This is a genomic window from Gordonia sp. NPDC003429, assembly GCF_053588575.1.
Genome location: NZ_JBSFQF010000001.1, coordinates 229,167 through 247,339, shown reverse-complemented (window position 1 = coordinate 247,339; position 18,173 = coordinate 229,167). Strand labels below are relative to the sequence as shown.

The 18,173-nt window shown below is 67.5% G+C and carries 16 protein-coding genes; 2 read left to right on the top strand and 14 right to left on the bottom strand.

Annotated elements, in window-relative coordinates; all coding sequences use genetic code 11:
• Positions 1-221 precede the first annotated feature (221 nt).
• Entirely contained in the window at positions 222-761 is a 540-nt protein-coding gene (locus ACWDSI_RS01155) for a hypothetical protein (protein WP_449755407.1), read from the top strand.
• A 108-nt stretch (positions 762-869) separates the two neighbouring features.
• On the opposite strand, the gene ACWDSI_RS01150 is transcribed toward ACWDSI_RS01155, so the two are convergent.
• From ACWDSI_RS01150 to ACWDSI_RS01115, 8 genes are all read right to left on the bottom strand, one after another.
• A complete protein-coding gene (locus ACWDSI_RS01150) occupies positions 870-1,775 on the bottom strand; it encodes a TauD/TfdA dioxygenase family protein (RefSeq protein WP_449745602.1) in 906 nt (301 codons plus the stop codon).
• A 252-nt stretch (positions 1,776-2,027) separates the two neighbouring features.
• On the bottom strand, positions 2,028-2,288 hold the full coding sequence (locus ACWDSI_RS01145; protein WP_449755406.1) for a hypothetical protein: 261 nt from the start codon (positions 2,286-2,288) through the stop codon (positions 2,028-2,030).
• A 10-nt stretch (positions 2,289-2,298) separates the two neighbouring features.
• A complete protein-coding gene (locus ACWDSI_RS01140; protein WP_449755405.1) occupies positions 2,299-3,042 on the bottom strand; it encodes a sulfite exporter TauE/SafE family protein in 744 nt (247 codons plus the stop codon).
• A gap of 201 nt (positions 3,043-3,243) precedes the next feature.
• Positions 3,244-4,824 carry a bifunctional phosphoribosylaminoimidazolecarboxamide formyltransferase/IMP cyclohydrolase gene (gene purH / locus ACWDSI_RS01135; RefSeq protein ID WP_449755404.1) on the bottom strand — a complete coding sequence of 527 codons (1,581 nt, stop codon included), beginning with the start codon at positions 4,822-4,824 and terminating at the stop codon, positions 3,244-3,246.
• Complete coding sequence (gene purN, locus ACWDSI_RS01130) at positions 4,821-5,402, bottom strand: phosphoribosylglycinamide formyltransferase (protein WP_449745920.1); 582 nt, start codon at positions 5,400-5,402, stop codon at positions 4,821-4,823. Before purN ends, purH begins: the two co-directional genes overlap by 4 nt.
• Positions 5,403-5,535: 133 nt before the next feature.
• On the bottom strand, positions 5,536-7,050 hold the full coding sequence (locus ACWDSI_RS01125) for a cell division protein PerM (RefSeq protein ID WP_449755403.1): 1,515 nt from the start codon (positions 7,048-7,050) through the stop codon (positions 5,536-5,538).
• A gap of 114 nt (positions 7,051-7,164) precedes the next feature.
• Complete coding sequence (locus tag ACWDSI_RS01120) at positions 7,165-8,259, bottom strand: hypothetical protein (RefSeq protein ID WP_449755402.1); 1,095 nt, start codon at positions 8,257-8,259, stop codon at positions 7,165-7,167.
• 173 nt (positions 8,260-8,432) lie between these two features.
• Positions 8,433-9,047 carry a YceI family protein gene (locus ACWDSI_RS01115; protein WP_449745608.1) on the bottom strand — a complete coding sequence of 205 codons (615 nt, stop codon included), beginning with the start codon at positions 9,045-9,047 and terminating at the stop codon, positions 8,433-8,435.
• A gap of 113 nt (positions 9,048-9,160) precedes the next feature.
• Between ACWDSI_RS01115 and ACWDSI_RS01110 the strand changes: the two genes are divergently transcribed.
• On the top strand, positions 9,161-9,742 hold the full coding sequence (locus ACWDSI_RS01110) for a TetR/AcrR family transcriptional regulator (RefSeq protein WP_449745609.1): 582 nt from the start codon (positions 9,161-9,163) through the stop codon (positions 9,740-9,742).
• A 10-nt stretch (positions 9,743-9,752) separates the two neighbouring features.
• Here ACWDSI_RS01110 and ACWDSI_RS01105 read toward each other — a convergent pair whose 3' ends face one another.
• The 6 genes from ACWDSI_RS01105 to ACWDSI_RS01080 are packed head-to-tail and all read right to left on the bottom strand — an operon-like array spanning position 9,753 to position 18,116.
• The gene (locus ACWDSI_RS01105; protein ID WP_449755401.1) at positions 9,753-11,735 is read right to left on the bottom strand and encodes an acetoacetate--CoA ligase; all 1,983 of its coding nucleotides are present in this window, start codon (positions 11,733-11,735) and stop codon (positions 9,753-9,755) included.
• Complete coding sequence (locus ACWDSI_RS01100) at positions 11,732-13,387, bottom strand: AMP-binding protein (RefSeq protein ID WP_449755694.1); 1,656 nt, start codon at positions 13,385-13,387, stop codon at positions 11,732-11,734. The genes ACWDSI_RS01105 and ACWDSI_RS01100 overlap by 4 nt, the downstream gene beginning before the upstream one ends.
• A 39-nt stretch (positions 13,388-13,426) precedes the next feature.
• Complete coding sequence (locus ACWDSI_RS01095; protein WP_449755400.1) at positions 13,427-14,338, bottom strand: HpcH/HpaI aldolase/citrate lyase family protein; 912 nt, start codon at positions 14,336-14,338, stop codon at positions 13,427-13,429.
• A 6-nt stretch (positions 14,339-14,344) separates the two neighbouring features.
• Positions 14,345-14,851, bottom strand: a complete 507-nt coding sequence (locus ACWDSI_RS01090) for a MaoC family dehydratase (RefSeq protein WP_449745612.1) — start codon at positions 14,849-14,851, stop codon at positions 14,345-14,347.
• Positions 14,848-15,993, bottom strand: coding sequence for an acyl-CoA dehydrogenase family protein (locus ACWDSI_RS01085; protein ID WP_449755399.1), 1,146 nt, complete (start codon positions 15,991-15,993; stop codon positions 14,848-14,850). The genes ACWDSI_RS01090 and ACWDSI_RS01085 overlap by 4 nt, the downstream gene beginning before the upstream one ends.
• Complete coding sequence (locus ACWDSI_RS01080; protein WP_449755693.1) at positions 15,984-18,116, bottom strand: acetyl/propionyl/methylcrotonyl-CoA carboxylase subunit alpha; 2,133 nt, start codon at positions 18,114-18,116, stop codon at positions 15,984-15,986. Before ACWDSI_RS01080 ends, ACWDSI_RS01085 begins: the two co-directional genes overlap by 10 nt.
• Positions 18,117-18,173 lie beyond the last annotated feature (57 nt).

Here is an 18,173-nt window from a genome sequence, read left to right as displayed (position 1 = left end):
CTTGGTTGAATACGAGAATCGCACCGGCGGACGGCGTTGTCAACCACTCGGTTGTCCACAGGTCCGGGGCCTTTCAAGTGGGCGACTCCGGAAAACGCAGCCGGGAATTGACGAAAATGTCCACCGAAAAGGGGTCGTCGTTCAGCCGTGGCGGATTTGCGTGATGTTCCATATTCAGGATTTCGGTGCAGATCACATATTCCGGGCCTAGGCTGCGAATCATGAAGAGTTGGTGGGTAAGTATCCTTGTTGTCGTCGGCTTTTTTGCGTTCCTCTCGGTACCGGCCACCGCGTCCGCGGTCGGGCCGACGGAGGTGGCCGGAAGTAGTTCGGGCTCAGCAGGGAGTTCAGAACCGGGCGGCGTCCATCTCTCGACCACGGTGAGCGGCAGCACTATTCACTACACCATCACCGATGTGCCGAGGTCAGGCACAGTTATCCCGGGCTTCTGCAATACCGTTGCGGCCGACTTCTTGAAGGCCGGCGGGGCCGCCCTTCCCGTACTGATCAACTCACTCAGCGCGGATTCGATCGACTACGTCGAACTCCTACGGCGCCTCAATGACAGCGGAGCGGTGGTCGGAATCCAACCGTCGACCGCCAACCGGGATACCGGGATCGCGACGGGGGAATTCGATCACGTGCCACCCGGCACGTACCTGGTGGTCACAGTGTGTAACACTCTGGTTCCCATCAACGTCGATCGTAAGCTCGTCTCGTACACCCTCGCCTGGGTGCCGCCCAACCTCGGGTCGAGCTAGGAGGCTCGCACGCTACTGAAGAGCGCCCCGAGCGCGGTGCGTTGCCACATCGTCAACGACTGCCTGCTCCGGGGCGCTTTTCAGAGGCTGAAAGGCGCCTTTTCGCGGTCAGGCAGTCGGCCCCACCGGTTCGTCCCCGCGCAGCGTGATCCGGTGCATCACCCGGCGGGCGTCGCCGTAATCCCGGTTGGCATAGTGCACCGTGTTCCGGTTGTCCCACAGCACCAGGTCGCCGAGGCGCCAGCGATGCCGCACGATGTGCTCGGGCTTGGTGAGGTGCGCGTAGAGCAGGTCGAGCAGATGGCGGCTCTCGGCCTCCGATACTCCCTCGATGTGCGAGGTGAAACCGGGATTGACGAACACAGCCTTGCGGCCGGTCTCGGGGTGGATTCGCACGACGGGATGGCTCACCGGCACCAGCCGGGTGACTTCTTTTCCGTCCCAGACGTTTCCGTGTCCGCCGCGCTGCTGTTCGAGGTAGTAGCCGAACGCGCGGTTGCCGTCGTGAACCGCGGTCAACTGGTCTACCAGCCGCTGCACCGGCGCCGACAGCGACTCGTAGGCCAGTTCGGCGTCGGCCCAGTTGGTGTCTCCGCCGTTGCGGGGCAACACCACCGGCCGCAGGATCGACCCGAGCGGTGGGCGCGGCATGAACGTGACGTCGGTGTGCCAGACGTCGGCGAATCCGTCGTTGGAGCTGTCGAGCGAGTACACCTCGTCGGGAACGTCACCGCTGTTCCAGACGGGATGGCCGACGGTGAGGTCCCCGATTCTGTTGCCGAACTCGATGTGCGCCGCGTCGTCGAGGCGCTGATCGCGCAACACGATCACCTTGTAGTCGATGAGTGCCCGGCGAATCGCGCGGATCTGGTCGTCGGAGGCGTCGGCGACGTCGAGGCCTCGGATCTCCGCGCCGAACCGCGGACCGAACTCGTCGATGTCGAGTTCGACGCCGGAGCCGACAATTGCGGTGTCAGTGACCTGCTGCTGTGACTTGTCGAGTGAAAGTGTCATGGATGGTCCCTCTCGGATGGTTGTGGTGATGGTGGCGTCCGAGAGCGCACGGCGGCGACCCGTGATGGGTACCGTCCGACCAGTTCATCCGATGATCGTCGCAAGGGCGGTGGTTCATGCGAGGGCCTTCCCGATGGTGGGCGGGCCGGGATCCGCACCGATCGACCGGGAGTCCTGCCATGGTCGCACGACCAGCGGCGACGGGCGCGACGACGACGCACGGCACGCCGGTCGGATCAGGTTTGAATACGGTCACGCACCCTGTGTACTCACCGTTGCGCGCCTCCGACAGGGTTGTCCGCACGGAGAGAAAGACACGAGCGTGCCCAGATCCCGGTCGAGCGTGCCCGTTTCCCGGTCGAGCGTGCCCGTTTCCCGGTCGAGCGTGCCCGTTTCCGGGTCGAGCGTGCCCAGATCCCGGCCGAGCGTGCCCGTTTCCGGGTCGAGCGTGCCCGTTTCCCGGTCGAGCGTGCCCAGATCCCGGCCGAGCGTGCCCACAACCGAGGCGAACAACCGGAGCCAGTCAACTCACGGCGAGCCACACCGCCAGACCCAGGCCGCCGATGCCCACCACGATGCGTAGCGGACCCGGCGGCAGCCGTCGAACCACCGGTGGTCCGCACCAGCCGCCCACCAGGCATCCGATGGCCATCGCGAGCGCGGCCCCCCAATGCACCGGACCGAAGATCATGAAGCCCAGTGCGGCAACGAGATTGGCGACGCCCAGGAACAGTGATTTCAACAATGTCGCGCGCCACAGCGGTTCGCTTGTCACGATCAGCGTCAATGCCAGCAGCACGATCCCCGCTCCGGCACCGAAGTACCCGCCGTACACCGAGATGAGGGTGAGTCCGAGAAGCCATATCCACGGTCGGTCCGTGTGGTGGGCAGCGAGTCGTCGCAGCGTGGGCTGGATCAGCAGTGCGATGGCGGCGAACCCCACGAGGTAGGGCACGATCACTTTGAACGAATCCGGTGGAGAAAGGAGCAGGATCACCGCACCGATGGTCCCGCCGATCAGCGATGCCACCACACCGGCGAGCAGCGGCCTGCGGTCACCGTCGAGAAGCACTTTTCCCGACTGTGCGAGACTGCCGACGCCCACTGACACCAGGGCGACGGTATTGGTCACGTTCGCCGCGATGGGACTCAGTCCCACCGCCAGCAGCGCCGGATAACTGACCACCGACGCCAACCCGGTGATGTATCCCACGAGGCCGGCACCGAAACCCGCCAGCATGAGAAGCCCGAAGTCGAGGACACTCACCGTCCGGCCTCGGCAATGGGCACGGCCGACGGGAATGTGGGCACGCTCGACCGAGTTCTGGGCACGCTCGACCGAGTTCTGGGCACGCTCGACCGAGTTCTGGGCACGCTCGACCGAGTTCTGGGCACGCTCGACGGGATTGTGGGCACGCTCGACGGGATTTTGGGCACGCTCGACCGAGTTCTGGGCACGCTCGACGGGTCAGTGCGCGAAATGGCGTGCACCGGTGAGGTACAGGGTGATCCCGGCCTCGGATGCTGCTTCGATCACCTCGTTGTCGCGGATCGAGCCACCGGGCTGCACCACGGCGCTCACGCCACCGGCGATCAGTACCTGAAGTCCGTCGGGGAACGGGAAGAACGCGTCGGAGGCGCCGACGCTACCCACCGACCGCTCCCCCGCGCGGGTCACCGCGAGATGCGCGGAGTCCACCCGGTTCACCTGTCCCATGCCCACTCCCACCGAGGCGCCGTCCTTGGCGAGCAGGATCGCATTCGATTTCACCGACCGGCAAGCACGCCAAGCGAATTCGAGGTCGGCGAGGGTGTCCGGATCGGCCGGCGCGCCGGTCGCCAGGCTCCAGTTGCCGGGATCGTCACCCGCCGCGTCGAGGATGTCGCGGTCCTGCATGAGCAGTCCACCGGAGATCGGCCGGGTTTCCACGCCACCACGTACCGGGGGCACTGCCCGCAGAATCCGAATGTTCTTCTTGCGCTGCAACACCGACAACGCACCGTCGGCGAATCCCGGCGCGATGATCACCTCGGTGAAGATCTCGGCCACCTGCTCGGCCATCTCGACGGTGATCTCACGGTTCGCCGCGATCACCCCGCCGTAGGCGCTGACCGGGTCGCACGCATGTGCCTTGCGATGCGCCTCCCCGATGTCGGCACCCACCGCGATGCCACAGGGGTTGGCGTGCTTGATGATCGCCACGGCGGGCACGTCGAAGTCGTGCGCGCTGCGCCAGGCGGCGTCGGAGTCGGTGTAGTTGTTGTAGCTCATCTCCTTGCCGTGCAACTGTTCTGCCGACGCCAGGCCTGTGGGATTCGACGTGGACAGGTACAGCGCTGCCGCCTGATGCGGATTCTCGCCGTAGCGCAGCACAGCCGACCGCTCCCACGTGGCACCCGACCATTCCGCGAACTCCGATCCGTCCGGGGCGGGCGCAATGGTCGCCGACATCCACGATGCGACGGCCACGTCGTAGTCGGCAGTGTGGCGGAAGGCCTTGGCGGCCAATTGCTGTCGCTGCGCAAGCGTGAAACCGCCGGCGGCGACGGCGTCGGCAACCTTTTCGTAGTCCATCGGGTCGACGACCACCGCGACGCTCGGATGATTCTTGGCCGCGCCACGCACCATCGACGGACCGCCGATGTCGATCTGTTCGATGCACTCGTCGTCGGAGGCCCCGGACGCCACGGTCTCGGTGAACGGATAGAGGTTCACCACGACGAGATCGAAGGCGGCCACACCGAGGTCGGCGAGCTGGTCGACGTGCGACTGCTTCCGGAGGTCGGCGAGGATGCCCGCGTGCACCTTGGGGTGCAGCGTCTTGACCCGCCCGTCGAGACATTCCGGGAATCCGGTGAGCTCGGACACCTCGATGACCGGAACACCGGCAGCGGCAATGGTTTTCGCGGTGGAACCGGTGGACACCAATTCCACTCCGGCGTCGTGCAAGGCCGTCGCGAGATCGGTGAGATCGGTCTTGTCGTAGACGCTCACCAGGGCCCGGCGGATCGGTCGGCGACTGGCGTCAGCGGGGCTGGCTGCGTTCACGGAATGTGGGCCTTTCGTCCGTCGATGACAACTCCTCGGGTGACGACCTTCGCCACCACGTCGGGGAGCAGGATGCGCTCCACCGATTTGATGCGTTCGTGCAGGGAATCCTCGGTGTCACCGGGCGAGATCACCACCGGCGCCTGCGCCAGGATCGGCCCGGTGTCCACACCCGCGTCCACCAGGTGCACCGTCGCACCGGTGACCTTGACCCCGTGGGCGAGTGCGTCGGCAACGCCGTGTGCGCCGGGGAACGAGGGCAACAGCGCGGGATGTGAATTCACGATCCGTCCGCCGAATCGGGACAGAAACCCGGGTCCGAGGATCTTCATGAATCCCGCGGTGACCACCACGTCGGGGTTCACCTCGCCGACCGTCTCGGCCAGATGCGCATCCCACTCGGCGCGGTCGGCGAACGCCGACAACCGGCATTCGATGAGTGGGATGTGGTGTCGCGCGGCGATGTCGGCGGCGCGACAGTCGCGGTCGACGACCACGGCCGCCACCTCGAACGGGGCGTCGGGCGCCGTCGCCCGGTCGATGATCGATTCGAGTAGCGTGCCCGTACCCGACGCCATGACGACGATCCGGCCCGGCTGCGGGGACGTACTCGCACGGCCGGGATCTGCATTCACACTTGCGAGCCTAGATGATCGGTGTCATCGGCCTGTGATCGAGTCACTGACGATCGGCGGGTCGGTGACGGGGCGTTCAAACCTTGAGTTCGTGGTGGGCGGGGTCGTGCTGCCCGTCCCCGCCGTCGTCGGCGGCGTGCTCGTCCCCACGATCGTCGTCGTGGGCCTCATCCGAACCTTCCGAGCCCTCATCGACGTCCGACGAATATTCGTCCTCGCCGTACGCGTCGTCCTCGTACGCGTCGTCCTCGTACGCGTCATCCTCGTCGTGGACGGCCACGCCCTCGTCGACGACCACCGGCCCGTCGTCAACGTAGTCGTCATCGTATCCGCGGTCGTCGAACCAGTCGTCGAGGTCGGGCTCGAGGTCGACGACGCCGCGGCCGTCGCGGCGTGCGCTGCGGGTGGACGGCAAATACCCGTGAATCAGCACCACGAGCAGCCCGACCACCGCGATCCAGCCGAAGGTGAACACGCCCATGGCGGCCACATCGACACCCGCCGAACCGAATTCGCCGAGGGCGCCACCCAGCGACCAGCCGAGCACCACCATCACCGTGGCGGCCACACCGGCCGCGACCCCCACCGCGCGTGCGTGCGCGACGGGGTCGGCCGAACGGCAGCGCCAGCCGACGAATGCGGCAATCGCGGCGGGCACCACGAATCCGACGATTCCCCAGGTCCCCACGTCCCCGCCCGGCAACACGGCCAGCACCGGCAGCGGTGGAACCGCGCCACCGTGGACCCCGGTCAAGGCGACCGATGCCGATCCGACGTGGACGTGGGCGCCGACCAGCACCGCGGCCGCACCGACGATCGCGTTGGGCAGATACAACACCGACAGTCCGGTCAGGCCGAGGAATCCGTCGAAGTCGTATCCGCCGGCGATCAGTTGGCCCACCAGGTGCCAGCGCATGACGAGCCGGATCACCACCACCGCGCCGCCCGCGGCCAGCAACGCCAGCGCGGCGACGACGCCGTAGCGGACACCGCGTCGATCCGCTGCGGTGAGCGCCAGCCGCGACTGGAGGTCGCGGCGCCGTGCCCAGCCGATACCGAGGGCAGCGGCCACGCCGTGCACGGCCAGGGTGCAACCGAACGCCAGCAACGCATTGGGGCTCTGCACCTGCAGGTCCGACGACCCGTCCATCACCACGGCCAGCGACATCGCCGTGATCAGCAACGGACCGCCGACCGCCGCGCACGCGACGGCGATCACCTCGGTCGCGGCACGGCCGCGCCGCGCAACCGATGCGGCCGAAACCGCGGTCCCCGCGGCGATGAGCAGGGTGGGTAACAGGGGCAGCACGCCGATGGTGACGCCGCTGATGGTGACGGGTACCTGGTGGATGGCCAGCCAGCAGGTCGCCAGCGCTCCCGCGATCCCCGACAGCGCACTTCCGGCGAGGAGCAACACCGCCAGCAGTCCCACGAGCAGCACGCCAAGGGTGATCACCGGTACCCCGAAGGCAACCAGGATCAATTCGCGCGCGGTGCCGTCGGCGTTGGCGCGCTGCAGTCGCGAATGCCGGCGCACCTGTCGCAGGCGCGCCGCGAGATTGTCGGCAGAAGCGGATCTCAGGGAGGGCATCGTTACGAGCGTGACACGTGTGACGCGAGTTGCCCCGTAGACGCGCCGGGCGAACGCCGAGCGCCCCGCCGACTCGGGGTCGACGGGGCGCTCGGTCAGCTCAACGACAGGCTGTCAGCCGTTGCCGTGCTGGCCCGGCTTCTGGAACACCGTGGTCGTGTGCTCGGTGTGTGCACCCTCTCCGGCCGTGCCGCCGTAGGCGGGGTTTGACGGCGCCTCGGCGGGTTGCGCGCCCGATGTCGCGTCCGACGACGTCGATGCCGATGCGGTGGACGCCGACGAGGAGGGTCCGGACGGGGTCGCCGAGGCTCCCGGGGTGTACCCGTAACCCTGCTGGCCGTAGCCGGCATAGGCCGAGGGGTCGTAGCTCGGCTGCTGTGCGCCTGACTGTGCGTCGCCGTATCCGGGTGCGGGGGCCTGCGCATACGACTGTGCCGACTCGGTGGCACCGGGCTGGGCCACTGCGGACTGGGCGGCGGCCTGAGGGACGTCAACCCCTGGGGCCGTCTCGGTGGCGGCGCCCGCGGCGGGCGCGACCTTGAACACGCCGAGGACCACCAGCAGCCAGAACACCGCAATCGCGGTGATGATCAGGCACAGCACCAGTTGCAAGTAGCCGATGACACCCACCTGATACTCCGACGGCAGGTACTCGGCCGAGTCGGAGGTCGCCGTCCGGATGACGTCGTCGATCTTGTCGACGGTGACGCCCGCCGCGAAAGCGGTCAACACCGGCACGAGCACCTTGTCGGAGAGCTTTGGTGCCAGCGTCAGCAAGGCGAGCGTCGCCAACGTCACCCCGGTTCCGAGGAAGTAGCTGTGCTTCCAGAATCCGAGGAGCACGTTGAGCGCACACACCGCGGCCACCGCGATCGCGAGGATGAAGCCGATGTTCGACGGCAGTCCCTGGCCGGCCGGTTTCTGGGGCGCTCCGTAGCCGTATTGGCCGTAGCCGTACTGGCCGTAGCCGGGCTGACCCGGCTGCTGCCCGTACCCGTACTGGCCGTAACCCTGTCCGTAGGGTTGTTCGTTGCCCTGCGCGGGCTGCTGACCATAAGAGGGCTGCTGCTGCTGAGGATAGGACTGCGGGTACGCCGCGGGGTCATAGCCCTGGGGACCGGCCTGCGGGTATCCCCCTTGCGGGGGCCCGTAGCCCTGCCCTGATCCCGGCTGCTGACCGTAGCCAGGTCCTCCCGATTGGTAGGTCATAGATCACCTTCTCCTGCGTGAACGTCGGAACCGCGCCCACCCCCGTTCGGGCAGCCCGGCAACTCTTCGCCCACGCTAGTACACGCGACCACACGTCCTACCGGGTGCGTCAATCCGCCCCGGGTGCGGACCGTTCGGCCGATCGACGGCAGTGACCCCGGGCGAACCGTGCGTTACTCTGCGGGCGCGAACGCGGCGTGGTAGGCGTCGGCCTGGCCGGAGGGCATCAACTGGACGTCGAGTTCGATGTCGACCCGATCACCGATGACCACCCCGCCTGCGGACATCGGGACATTGAATTCGATCCCGTAGTCGGCTCGCGAGATCGATCCGCGCGCGCTGAATCCCGCGTGGGTCGATCCGTCGCCGGGGAACGTCTCGACGCCGAGCGCCTCGACGACCAGCACCTCCTCCCGGGTCACCCCGTTGATCGTGAGCGCACCGGCCATGTCGTATCCGTCGTCGTCGCGTGCCGAGATCGACGTCGACTCGAAGGTCATCACCGGTTCTTGTTCGACATCGAAGAAATCGGGGCCACGAAGGTGCTGGTCACGCATGGCATTGTCGGTGTTCACGCTCGCCATCTCGACAACCGCGGTCATCCGAGTGTCGGCAAGGCTCGTCCCGACCACCGCCGTCGCGTCGAATCGGGTGAACCTGCCTCGCACTTTCGAGATCCCGAGGTGGCGAACCGAGAAGCGCACTGCACTGTGAGTCTTGTCGACAACCCACGTGCCGGTCGCCAACGGCATCGAGGGCATCGACATGGACGGCACCGAAACGGACATGGGAACTCCTTATATCTGGAGAGTGATGCGGCTACCTGCCGCATAAACAAGACTAATAGTCTCGTTTAACGAACGCAAGACTCCGAGTCTCGTTATTCGGTAGGGTCTGAGCCATGGGACGGGGACGCACACGGGACCCGGTAGCGGCGAGTCGAATCCTCGACGCGGCGTTCACATTGATGTCCGCAGAGGGTCGCTTGTCGGTGAGCATGGACGAAATCGCGGGCCACGCCGGAGTCGGCAAACAGACCATTTACCGGTGGTGGCCCTCGCGAGGTGCACTGGCGATCGACGCGTTGCTACGCGCAACCCTCGACGCGACGCCCTTCCCCGACACCGGTGACACCTACGCCGACCTCGACAGTCACCTCGAGATGGTCGCCGAGATGTTCGCCTCGCCGAGCGGACGCATGATCAAGGGAATCGTCGGAGATGCCCAGCGCGACCAGCACGCAGCCGCAGACTTCGTCACGCGATTCTGGGAACCGCGTCGCACGCTGTCGCGGCGGTGCCTACGTCACGGGATCGCGACGGGGCAGGTCCGCAGCGACATCGACCTCGATCTCGTGCTCGACGCGATCTACGGTCCGCTGTGGGTGCGCCTGCTCATCGATCACGCCGCGATCGACATCGCCAGCGCGCATGGCGCTTTGGCGCTGATCTGGCCGTCGGTGCGGGCCTTTGATGCAGGGTGAATCCGCGATCTCACCACTGATGCGCGCGACCCTGCTCCGCGTACCACGCGATGAGCGCAGGATCATCGACGGACCTCGGATCGACGTCGACGCTCGCCCGACCGGCCAGGATCGCGGTCACCGGAACCTCGAGCTTCTTGCCCGTCCGGGTGTGTGGGATGCCGGGCGCCTCGATCACCTCGTCGGGCACGTGACGTGGCGACAATCGGGTGCGGATCTCCCGGGTGATCCGGGCACGCAGATCGTCGTCGAGTACCGCGCCCGGGGTGAGGGTGACGAACAACGGCATCCAGTAGGCGCCGCCGGGACCGTCGACACCCACCACGAACGCCTCGGCGATCTCGTCGAGACCCTCGACCACCTCGTAGATGTCGGCGGAGCCCATCCGCACGCCCTGCTTGTTCAGTGTGGCGTCGCTGCGGCCGTGGATGACGAGCGAACCGCGGCCGGTGAGCGTCACCCAGTCGCCATGGCGCCAGACCGGCGGAGTATCGGGCACGGACCATTCGTGCGCGAAATACGCCGCGCGGTAGCGCGACCCGTCGGGATCATTCCAGAAGCTCACCGGCATCGACGGCATGGGTGCGGTGATGACCATCTCGCCCACCTCGTCGATCAGCGGTCTGGTGTCGGGTGCCCAACTCTGCAGCGCCACACCCAGATAGCGCACCGACAGTTCGCCGGGTACCACCGGCACCCCCGCCGAGCCCCCGGCGAAGGCGCTGACCACGTCCGTGCCGCCGCTGATCGACGACACCGGAAGGCCCGCGGACACGTTCTGGTCGATCCAGGTGAACAGGTCGGCCGACAGCGACGAACCGGTGCTGCCGAGGGTGCGCAGCGCCGTGAGGTCATGGTCGCGTCCGGGTGCCAGCCCCGCCTTGCGTGAGGCCTGCAGTTGCCCCGGGCTGGTGCCGAAGTAGGTCACCTTCTCGTCGGCGACGATCTGCCACAGCCGGTCTGCGCTCGGATACAGTGGCGACCCGCTGTAACAGACCACCTCGGCACCGCACAGCAGCCCGGCGATCTGGAAGTTCCACATCATCCAGCTCAGCGCCGTCTGCCAGAAGAACACGTCACCCGGCGCGAGCCCCGCGTGCAGGCCCGCCGCCTTGAGATGTTCGAGCACCACTCCCCCGTGACCGTGCACGATTCCCTTGGGCCTACCGGTGGTGCCGGAGCTGAATAGCACCCACAGCGGGTGGTCGAATGCCACCCGAACCGGCTCGGTGTCGCCGTCGTCACCGCCACGGGTCACCGCGTCCGCGTACGAGATTCGCGCCACGCCCTGGCCGTGACGGGCCGGATCGCCGACGACGACGTGGGCGCGCAGCCCGTCGAGCAGGCCGGCGAGCGCATCGCTGTCGGCCACCTTATCGATGGTCTTGCCGTTGTATCGATAGCCGTCGGCGGTGACGAGCACGGCCGGATTCAGTTGTGCCAGCCGTCCGGCCGCCCCCTCGGGCGCGTAGTCCTGTCCACAGCCCGACCAGATCGCACCCACGGTAGCGGTGCCGAGGAAGGCGACGATCGCCTCGGGAACATCGGGCAGGTAGGCGGCCACCACGTCGCCGTCACCCACGCCCAGCGAACGCAGGGTCCGCGCAAACGACAGTGCGTCCGAACGCAGTTCGGCCCAGGTCAGAACGCGGCGCGCGCCGTCCTCGTCGATGCCGACCACCGCGGTGCGGGTGGCCGCTTCGGGTCCGATGGCGTGCCGGAAAACCTGCGCGGCATAGTTCAGTGTGATGCCGGGAAACCATTGCGCGCCGGGCATGTCCGATGACGCCAGCACGGCGTCGTCGCCGTCGGCGAGCGGCCCGCCGAGCACATCGAGATCGAAGAAGTCCCACACGGCACGCCAGAACGCAGCCGGCCGCGACACCGACCATCGCCACAACGAGTCATAGGAACCGACGTCGACGGCCTCGCGTGCGGCCACCGCGGCGGCGAATTCGTCGATGCGGTAACCGGTCCCGGTGCCGGGCGTCATCGCAGTAGCCGCAGGATCTCGACGGATTCCGCGCGCATCTGGACCTTGCGGACCTTGCCGGTCACGGTCATCGGGAACTCCTTGACCACATGCACGTAGCGCGGGATCTTGTGTCGCGCAATCCGACCCGACGCGAACTCCCGGATGTCGTCGGCGCCGAGGTCGGCCGCCCCCTCCTTCAAGCGGATCCAGGCCATCAGTTCCTCCCCGTAGCGTTCGTCGGGCACCCCGATCACCTGGGCGTCGAGAATGTCGGGATGGGTGTAGAGGAACTCCTCGATCTCCCGCGGATAGATGTTCTCACCACCGCGGATCACCATGTCCTTGATGCGACCGGTGATCCGCACGTAACCGCCGCCGCTCCCGGCGCCGCCCGCATCCATCACGGCCAGGTCACCGGTGTGCATCCACCCGTCCGCGTCGATCGCCTCGGCGGTCTTGTCGGGCTGATTCCAGTATCCGGTCATCACGCTGTAGCCGCGGGTGCAGAACTCGCCGGTCTCCCCGCGTGGCACGGTCTCGCCGGTGACGGGATCGATCACCTTGATCTCCAGGTGCGGACCGACCCGGCCCACGGTGCCGACACGCAACTCCAGCGGGTCGTCGACGCGGGTCTGGGTGGATACCGGCGATGTCTCGGTCATGCCGTAACAGATTGACACCTCGCGCATGTGCATCCGGTCGACCACCTGACGCATCACGTGTTCGGGGCAGGGTGAGCCGGCCATGACCCCGGTGCGTAACGACGACAGGTCGACGTGGCCGTCGTCGAACTGATCGAGCAACGCCAGTTCGGCGATGAACATCGTCGGCACCCCGTACAGACTGGTGCAGCGGTGTTCGGCGACTGCCGACAGCACGGCCTCGGGGTCGAAGGTGGGTGACGGGATCACCATGGCCGCACCGTGACTGGTGGCCGCCAGGTTTCCCATCACCATGCCGAAGCAATGGTAGAAGGGCACCGGGATGCAGATGCGGTCGGCGTCGGTGTAGTCGAGCAGTTCGCCCACGAGGTAGCCGTTGTTGCCGATGTTGCGATGTGTGAGCGTGGCACCCTTGGGGAAACCGGTGGTGCCCGAGGTGTATTGGATGTTGATCGGATCGTCGGGGCGCAGACTCGCCGCGCGTGCTGCCACCGCCGACAGTTCGTCGTCGGTCGGGGTGGCGGTCAGCTCGTCCCAGGCCGAACCGTCGAAGAGGATCACCTCACGGACGTCGGGCGCGGCCGGACGTGCGGCGTCGAGCATGCCGGCGTAGTCGGAATCCTTGTAACGCGCGGCGGCGAGTACCACGCTCGATCCCGACTGGGTGAGTGCGTAGTCGAGTTCGTGCTGACGGTAGGCCGGATTGAGATTGACCAGGATCGCCCCGATCTCGGCCGTCGCGTACTGGGTGAGCACCCATTCCGGCCGGTTGGGCGCCCACAGCCCCACCCTGTCGCCGGCACTCACGTCCAGCCGCAGCAATCCGGCAGCAAGGGCGAGCACGTCGCGCCGGAACTCGCGGTAGGTCCAGGTGCGGCCGGTGGGTGCGTCGATGAGTGCGATGTTGTCGCCGAAAGCCTCGGTGGTCCTCGACAGCGTGGCACCGATCGTCTCGGTGAGCAGCGGCGGATCGGATTCGCCTCTGGCGTATGATAATTCGGTGGTCATCTCAGCCATGTCGGTCACTCTTCCCGGGTGGTTGCGCGGTCATGGGTTGACGGTGGGGTGCCCGTCGGTGGCGGCGGCTGCGGCACGTGTCATCACGGCCTCGGCCTGGCGTAGCACGGGACCGTCGATCATCTGGCCGTCGACGCTGAACACGCCGCCGCCCGCACGCTCGGCCTCGGCGAGAATCTTCTCGGCCCAACCGATTTCGTCGTCGGAAGGCCGATAACCGGCGCGGATGATCGCGACCTGGGACGGATGGATGCACGCGGTGGCGGCGTATCCGAGTGCGACGGCGTCGCGCACCTCCGCGGCGAGCCCGTCGACATCGGGGATGTCGAGGTGTACCGAGTCCACGGCGAAGATCCCGGCGGCCGCCGACGAGATCCGTACCATCGACCGCGCATAGCGTGCGACGTCGCGGTAGGTGCCCGGGTCCGGCTCGTCGGCGCCGAATCTGCTGGACTTGCCGCCGAGGCCGGCGACGAGATCCTCGGCGCCCCACATCAGGCCGATACAGTTGACCGCACAAGCGATCTCGTTGACCCGTACCACTCCGAGCGGGGTCTCGATCAGGGCGATGGTCTGTAGCGCGGTCGGCACGATGGTGTCGGCCGTCTCGGCCTTGGCCTGCATCACCACGCGATAGTTGGTGTCGGCGAGTGCGGCGAGATCGCGGCGGTAGTCGCCGGTGCCCGCCGGATTGATCCGCACCACGGTGCGATCCGGATCGAGTGGGTGGGCGACGAGCGCCTCGCGGGCCGCCGCCCGGTGCTGCGGCGCCACCGCATCTTCGAGGTCGAGGATCACCACATCGGCGCGGTCGGCGGCCTTCTGGAAACGTTCGGGCCGGTCGGCCGGGCAGAAGAGCATCGCGGGCCCCGGTGGAGTCCACGGGTTGGCCAATTTCGCCGGCGGTCCGGCTGACTGGGTCGGTAGCGGTCCGGTGGACATTCTCGATCAGCTCTCCTCGGGTCGTTTCCGGACCAGGGTGGCCCGCGTCGCCCGGGCGACAACCACCCCGTCCTGGTTGCGGCCGACGTGCACCAAGTTGACCACTCCTTCGCCGGGGCGGGAGCGGGATTCGCGCTTTCCGGTGCACTCGGTTTCGGCGTAGAGGGTGTCGCCGGCGAATAGCGGTGCCGGAAAGGAGATGTCGCTGAAACCGAGATTGGCCACCAGCGTGCCCTGGGTCAGTTGCGACACGGACAGCCCGACGATGGTCGACAACGTGAACATCGAGTTGATCAGCCGCTGACCGCCGAAGCCGGGCTGCGTGGCCGACCACGCCGCGTCGAGGTGCAATGCCTGGGTATTCATCGTGAGCGTGGTGAACACGACGTTGTCGGCCTCGGTCACCGTGCGGCCCGGCCGGTGTTCGTAGATGGTGTCGATGACGAACTCCTCGAACCACAGTCCGCGTTGGATCACGCGGCGGGCGGTCGCGGTCTCGTTCTCGGCGTTCACGAGAAGCCCAGTTCGCGCGCGATCAGCATCAGTTGCACCTCGGTGGTGCCCTCACCGATCTCCAGGATCTTGGAATCGCGATAGTGGCGTGCCACCGGGTACTCGTTCATGAACCCGTAGCCGCCGTGGATCTGGGTGGCCATCCGGGCGTTGTCCATCGCCGCCTCACTGGCGATCATCTTGGCGATCGAGGCCTCCTTCTTGAAAGGTTTGCCCGCCAGCATCTTTGCCGCTGCGTCGTAGTAGGCGGTGCGCGCCACGTGAGCGCGGGCCTCCATCCGGGCGATGGCGAACGCCACCGACTGGTACTCGCCGATCGGCTTGCCGAACGATTCACGCTCCTTGGCGTACGCCACGCTCTCGTCCACGCAGCCCTGCGCCGCGCCGGTGGCCAAGGCTGCGATGGCGATGCGCCCCTCGTCGAGGATCGACAGAAAGTTGGAGTAGCCGCGCCCACGGGTGCCGAGCAGGTTCTCCTTGGGTACCCGCACGTCGACGAAGGACAGCGGGTGGGTGTCGGACGCGTTCCAGCCGACCTTGTTGTAGGCGGGTTCGGCGGTGAATCCGGGCGTGTCGGAAGGCACGATGATGGTCGAGATCTCCTTGCGCCCGTTGTCTTTCACACCGGTGACCGCGGTGACCGTGACCAGGGAGGTGATGTCGGTACCCGAGTTGGTGATGAACTGTTTGGCGCCGTTGATCACCCACGAATCCCCGTCGTCGCGTGCGGTGGTGGCGGTGGCACCCGCGTCGGAGCCCGCCCCCGGTTCGGTCAGTCCGAATCCGGCGAGCGCGCGACCGGAGGTGAGGTCGGGTAGCCATCGCTGCTTCTGCTCATCGCTGCCGAACTTGTGAATCGGCATGGCGCCCAGACTCACTCCCGCCTCGAGGGTGATGGCCACCGATTGGTCGACCTTGCCGAGTTCTTCCAGTGCCAGTGCCAGCGCGAAGTAGTCACCGCCCATGCCCCCGTACTCTTCGGGGAACGGCAGCCCGAACAGGCCCATCTTGCCCATCTGGGAGACCACGTCGTAGGGAAAGCTGTGTTCGGCATCGTGTGTCGCCGAGACCGGGGCCACCACCGAGCGGGCGAAGTCGCGCACGGTGTGCATCAGGTCGGTGTATTCGGGGGTCAGTTCCATCTGTTCTCTCCTGCTGCGTCGGCGGGTGCGGTGTCGGCCGGGGTGATCTGGACAGGTGTGATGTGAGCAAGGCGCTGACCGGCGGAGACCTTGTCCCCCACCCGGACCGAGATCTGCGCCGTACCATCGACCGGCGCGGTGAGGGTGTGTTCCATCTTCATCGCCTCCACCACCACCACCGCTGCGCCGGCGGTGATCTCGGCTCCGGCGGTGGCAGGTACGGCCACCACGGTCCCCGGCATCGGACTCACGATGTCACCGGCATTCTCCTCGGCGGCCTCGTCGAGCAGTGCCCTGGCCTGGTGGACGAGCCAGGTTCCCTGCGGCCCCGACACCCACCACGAGTCGACTCCCCGCACACCGTGTGTGCCGGCGTCGGCGATCGTCCAGGATTGGCTGACGCCGTCCACGACCAGACGGACCCCGGCGCTCTCGGGTTGCGTGCGCGTCGGGTCCCCGCCACCGGGCAGGTAGCTCACCGATGCGTGCCAGCCGGGCGGGCCGGAGTCGTCGTCGACGTTCACCGTCACAGCCCCGTCGATCCGGCCGGTGTCGGTTCCGACGATGTCGGCGGTCACCGTGATGTGGTGGCCGCCCCAGGTGAGCCGCGTGATCACCGGCGCCCGGCCGCCGATCCGCCACCCCACCGCGCTGTGCCATACGTCCTGGGGCCACACGTCGGCGGCACCGTGTCCTACGAGTTGCCGTGCAACGCGGGCGAGTCCGACCAGGGCGAGTGCCTCTGGCGCCGGCGGCGGTGCGGTGTAGTCGGCGGCGAGCCGGTCGAGCAGTTCGGTGTCGAGGTCGGCGGCGGCCACCTGCGGCCGCGCCAGCACGTCGCGGCAGAAGTCGATGTTGGTGACCACGCCGAGCACCCGCGTCTCCGACAGTGCGTGGTCGAGCCGGTCGAGAGCCTCGGCGCGGTCGTCGCCGTAGGCGATGACCTTGGCGAGCATCGGGTCGTAGTCGCTGCTCACCACCAGGCCGCAGGCCATCGCCGAGTCGAGGCGCACTCCTGTCGCGGCCCCGGTCTCGGGGGTGGCGAGCGCGGTGATCGTGCCGCCGGTCGGCAGAAATCCCGCCGCCGGGTCCTCGGCGTATACGCGCGCCTCGACGGCGTGGCCGCGCAGCACGATGTCGTCCTGGGCGAGGTCGAGCGGTTCGCCCCGCGCCACCCGGATCTGCTGTTCGACGAGGTCGACGCCGGTCACCATCTCGGTGACCGGGTGTTCCACCTGCAGCCGCGTGTTCATCTCCATGAAGAAGAACTCGTCGGGGCGGTGCGCGGAGACGATGAACTCGACGGTGCCCGCGCCGGTGTACCCCACACTGCGGGCGGCGTCGCAGGCCGCAGCGCCGATCCGCTGCCGGGTGGCCTCGTCGAGCAGCGCCGACGGCGCCTCCTCGATGACCTTCTGATGACGGCGCTGCAGCGAGCACTCGCGCTCACCGAGGTGGATCACGGTGCCGTGGGCGTCGGCGAGCACCTGCACTTCGATGTGGCGCGGGGTGTCGACGAATCGTTCCAGGAACAGGGTGTCGTCGCCGAATGCGGACGCCGCCTCGCGCCGCGCCGTGGCCAGGGCGCCGGGCAGCGCGGCCGCATCGTCCACGCGGTGCATACCCTTGCCGCCGCCGCCCGCGCTGGGCTTGATGAGCACCGGGAACCCGATGTCGGAGGCGGCGTCGACGAGTTCGGCGTCGGAGAGTCCGGGTCGCGAGATGCCCGGCACCACCGGCACATTCCGATCCGATACGGCGGCACGTGCGGTGATCTTGTCGCCCATGGTGGCGATCGCGGTGGCCGGTGGTCCGATGAAGATGATGCCCGCATCGGCCAGCGCCTCGGCGAAAGCCTGGTTCTCCGAGAGGAATCCGTAGCCGGGATGTACCGCGTCGGTACCCGTGCGCCGCGCGGCGTCGAGCACTGCGGCGATGTCGAGGTAGCTCTCGGTGGCCGGCGCCGGACCGATGCGCACCGCGACGTCGGCGAGCCGCACGTGTTCGGCCTCGGCGTCGGGATCGGAGTAGACGGCGATGCTGCGGATGCCGAGGCGCCGCAACGTGGCGATCACACGGCAGGCTATCTCGCCACGGTTGGCCACCAGCACACTGCGAATCATTCTGGGCTGCGCCGGATCTGGGAGATCGTCGCCGGCGTGGGAGGTGTGGGATGCGCT